Here is a 3,721-nt window from a genome sequence, read left to right as displayed (position 1 = left end):
ACTAACTTCAAGCTTCGCTTTGCTCGCTTTCAGTAAGTACTGACGGGCTCAGATTACCCTGATACAGACCTATAGGGCTTCATTCGCTTTACTATTTGTTTTCGGCAGGTCTTCTCTTCGCAAGCTCTCAGCAAGTCTGGCCGGCTCAGATTACCCCGATACAGACCTATAGGGCTTCATTCGCTCTACTATTTATTTTCTGCATATCTTCTCTTCGCAAGATCTCAGTAAGTGCTGACGATTCAAATACTCTTCTAAAAAAACAAATAAGAGAGCCTTTCGAAAAAACGAAACAGCTCTCTAAATTTCTTCTTTCTATGAAGCATTATAAGGAGGATCTTCTCAAAATAGTAATGACCTTGCCTTTAATTTCCGCTTTCGTAACCGGGCCGAAGAGTCGGCTGTCCTTTGCTCCGGAACGCATGTCCGACATCATAAAGTATTCTCCCTCCTTCAGCTTAACGGGATATTTCACCGCCTCCGTGTCATAGGGCTGGGTGGAATAGAAAATACCGTCCTCTACCTGCATATTGCCGTTGATTTTCAGACCGCCTTCATCCGGAATTTCAATCTCGTCTCCCGGCATGCCGATGATTCTTCCCACAAACTGCTTTCCGTCTTTATGATATACCAGAACATCGGAGGGGAAAAATTTATTTTCCAAACGGTAGTAAAGCATCAGGTCTCCTGCACTGAGCTTTGGCTTCATATCGTCATTTTTCACCGGGGCGATTCCGAAAATGACGAAGAACATCACATAAATCAAGGCACCCATCAAAAGCAGATGGGAGAAGAAGGAACGAATGTCTCCCATTTGCCGGTAATAAGTTCTCTTTTTTCGAATCACATCCAAAGGAAGGACTGCTTTTTTCTCTACTTCTTTTTTCTTCTTTGCCATATCCTATCCCTTTAGCTTCGCCAGCTCTTCTTCCAAAGCGGCAATTTTTTCGTCTCTTTCCTGAATTCTGGCTTTGTAGCCGATTTCCATCACCTGAATGGCGGAACGGTATTCTCCGTCCAAATCCTCTAATTTCTTCCAAACAGAGGCAGGCTTAAAGCCGAAAAAGGCCTTTCGAAATTTCATCTTCTTCAGGTACTGCGCTACTTCTTCTAAATTCTGTGATGCCATACTACTTTCCTTTCCTTTGGGATTTGAAAACAGTATAGCCTTTTCCTCCTGCATTTGCAAAAAGTTCTTAAAATTTTAAGAACTTGTCTTCCGGAAATTTCCCGAAAGCCCTTGCAGGCTTTGCAATGTCTGTTACACTATTCTCATGCCAAAAAAAAGAATACAAGCTTGCGTTCTGTGCTGAGGGCTTACGCAATGGCTATACGAAAAATAATTTTCTTTAAAATAATGGATTGAGTAGAAAGGATGTTTATGAAAAAACTGATTTCCTGGAATGTAAATGGGCTTAGAGCCGTTATGGGAAAAAACTTTATGGAGGATTTTAAGCGTTTGGATGCGGACATCTTTTGTTTGCAGGAAACCAAATTGCAGGAGGGACAGATTGACCTGGAGCTGCCCGGTTATTTTCAATACTGGAATTATGCGGTGAAGAAGGGCTACTCCGGCACCGCCATTTTCACAAAGGAAGAACCGCTGTCCGTACAGTACGGTATCGGTGTGGAAGAGCATGACCAGGAGGGTCGTGTAATTACTCTGGAGTATCCTGAGTTTTATCTGATTACTGTCTATGTGCCCAATTCTCAAGGAGAGCTGAAGCGTCTTCCCTACAGAATGGAGTTCGAAGATGCCTTCCTGAACTACATCTTAACTTTGGAAAAGAAAAAGCCGGTAATTTATTGCGGTGACTTAAATGTTGCCCATGAGGAAATCGATCTGAAAAATCCGGATTCCAATCACATGAATGCAGGCTTCTCCGATGAGGAGAGGGCGAAGTTTTCCCGGGTTTTAGACTCAGGCTATCTTGACTCCTTCCGCCATTTCTATCCGGACAAGGAAGAGGAATACAGTTGGTGGAGCTACCGTACCAAGGCCAGAGAAAGAAATGTAGGTTGGAGAATCGACTATTTTGTGGTTTCCAAGCAGTTAGAAAAGAAGCTACTTTCCGCTTCTATCCATCAAGAAGTAATGGGCTCCGACCATTGTCCTGTGGAAATCACTTTGGATCTGTAATGATAGAAAGGGGAAAAGTATTTTATGAAATTGAAATGTGATGTTCATACCCATACTCTTTATTCCCGCCATGCTTACTCCACGATTTTGGAAAATGTTGCCGCGGCGAAGGAAGCGGGATTGGAGCTTCTTGGCTCTACGGATCATTTTTCCGCCATGCTCTATCCGGATTATGAAAATGTCCGTCACTACCAGTATTTGATGGTAAGCCACACCTGGCCTAAGGAAATTCATGGCGTTCGGGTTTTGCAGGGCTGTGAAGTGGATATTGTGGATATGGAAGGAAATCTTTTCGGTTTTGATATTCCCATTTGGAAAAATATTGACGGAGATTTTTATAATGACGGGAAGAAAATGTCCCTCTACGAGCGTGTCTGCAAGAAAATGGACTATTGTATCGCCTCTGTCCACCGAAACAGCTTTGCCAAGGGAGAAAGTGCTTCGGCTTGCACCAAGCTTTATCTGGAGGCCATGAAGCACCCAAAGATTTTGATTCTTGGGCATATCGGTCGTTCCGGACTTCCCTTTGAAATCGATCCGGTGCTTCTTGCCGCAAAGGAACAGCATGTGCTGATTGAGATTAATGAGCATTCCATGGATGAAGGAAACGAAACCAAAAAGCGTTGCGAAGCCATTGCAGTCCGCTGTGCGGAATTGGGAGTACCCATCTCCGTTTCCAGTGATGCCCATATCGCTTTACGAATTGGAGAATTTTCAAAGGTGGAGTCTCTACTGGAGAGGATTCATTTTCCGGAAGAGCTGATTATGACCAGAGATAAGGAGAGCTTTTTACAGTATATGAAGAAGGCAGGACTGGGGTAAGGCGGGTTTTGCACCGCTGTTTCAAGTTAATATATATATATGGTCGATATTACTCATAGAAAATAAAGGAAGAGGTACTATGATGAGTATGACCGTTAGCAATATGGCAAAATACGCCATAGCAAAACAGGATTTTGATCCTCAGTCCCAAAAAAACCAAAATCTATCTCCTGAAGAAAAAGAATGGAGGAGTTTAAGCCAAGAAGAGAGACACTTCCGTAATCTTATTGCCGCAGGAGGTGACCCTTGGATGAGTCCGGATTATCCCGGTGCAGGAAAAGAGTATATTATTCCTGTAAGTAAGGATATTGAAGCCTTGGCAAGAAAAGAAATCCGTGATGCCTTCTTAAAGAATCAGGGATTTGTGAATTCTGCCGACGCTGAAAGCTATAGTAAAAAGTTTAGAGATTATGCTAAGTCACAAAGCAGCCCGGAAAGAAGAGCCATCATGTACACGATAGATCAAATCGGAAAGGATGAAGTTTCCAAAATTGAACAGAAAATAAAGTCTGTTGATACAAACTGGAGCCCTCGTCAATCCTTTGATCCTAAAATCATTCAGGAGTATCTGCAAGAACAGGTACAAATTGAAGGGATTGATCAAAAAGTATAAAAAAGAGGTTGTAGGGAAAATTATTGCTTTTCCTACATCCTCTTTTATTACACTATTTTGTTCAAAACATCTTATAAGATAAGGGGCTGTAAAAAATCAAAGTACTAAAGAGATTTTCGGCAATATAGGTCTGAACTTGGGGTAGT

General features: G+C 42.4%; 5 protein-coding genes. 3 read left to right on the top strand and 2 right to left on the bottom strand.

Annotated elements, in window-relative coordinates; genetic code table 11:
- Positions 1–325: 325 nt before the first annotated feature.
- Entirely contained in the window at positions 326–898 is a 573-nt protein-coding gene (gene lepB / locus RDQ32_RS10895) for a signal peptidase I (protein WP_308580501.1), read from the bottom strand.
- 3 nt (positions 899–901) lie between these two features.
- Positions 902–1,129: a hypothetical protein gene (locus RDQ32_RS10890; protein WP_040649157.1), complete on the bottom strand. Its 228-nt coding sequence runs from the start codon at positions 1,127–1,129 to the stop codon at positions 902–904.
- Between the two features lie 252 nt (positions 1,130–1,381).
- Between RDQ32_RS10890 and RDQ32_RS10885 the strand changes: the two genes are divergently transcribed.
- From RDQ32_RS10885 to RDQ32_RS10875, 3 genes are all read left to right on the top strand, one after another.
- Positions 1,382–2,140 carry an exodeoxyribonuclease III gene (locus tag RDQ32_RS10885; RefSeq protein ID WP_308580499.1) on the top strand — a complete coding sequence of 253 codons (759 nt, stop codon included), beginning with the start codon at positions 1,382–1,384 and terminating at the stop codon, positions 2,138–2,140.
- A 24-nt stretch (positions 2,141–2,164) separates the two neighbouring features.
- Entirely contained in the window at positions 2,165–2,962 is a 798-nt protein-coding gene (locus tag RDQ32_RS10880) for a phosphatase (RefSeq protein WP_308580497.1), read from the top strand.
- Positions 2,963–3,041: 79 nt separating this feature from the next.
- Positions 3,042–3,575, top strand: a complete 534-nt coding sequence (locus tag RDQ32_RS10875) for a hypothetical protein (protein WP_308580496.1) — start codon at positions 3,042–3,044, stop codon at positions 3,573–3,575.
- Positions 3,576–3,721: the final 146 nt, after the last annotated feature.

It is taken from the genome of uncultured Oribacterium sp., assembly GCF_902481605.1.
GTDB classification, from domain to species: Bacteria; Bacillota; Clostridia; order Lachnospirales; family Lachnospiraceae; genus Oribacterium; species Oribacterium sinus.
This window is presented reverse-complemented; position numbering and strand designations above follow the sequence as displayed.

What these genes read in the sequence shown, in the direction of transcription:
- RDQ32_RS10880 (WP_308580497.1), top strand. Translation starts at nt 2,165, where the DNA reads ATGAAATTGAAATGTGATGTTCATACCCATACTCTTTATTCCCGCCAT.
- lepB (WP_308580501.1), bottom strand. Translation starts at nt 898, where the DNA reads ATGGCAAAGAAGAAAAAAGAAGTAGAGAAAAAAGCAGTCCTTCCTTTG.
- RDQ32_RS10875 (WP_308580496.1), top strand. Translation starts at nt 3,042, where the DNA reads ATGATGAGTATGACCGTTAGCAATATGGCAAAATACGCCATAGCAAAA.
- RDQ32_RS10885 (WP_308580499.1), top strand. Translation starts at nt 1,382, where the DNA reads ATGAAAAAACTGATTTCCTGGAATGTAAATGGGCTTAGAGCCGTTATG.
- RDQ32_RS10890 (WP_040649157.1), bottom strand. Translation starts at nt 1,129, where the DNA reads ATGGCATCACAGAATTTAGAAGAAGTAGCGCAGTACCTGAAGAAGATG.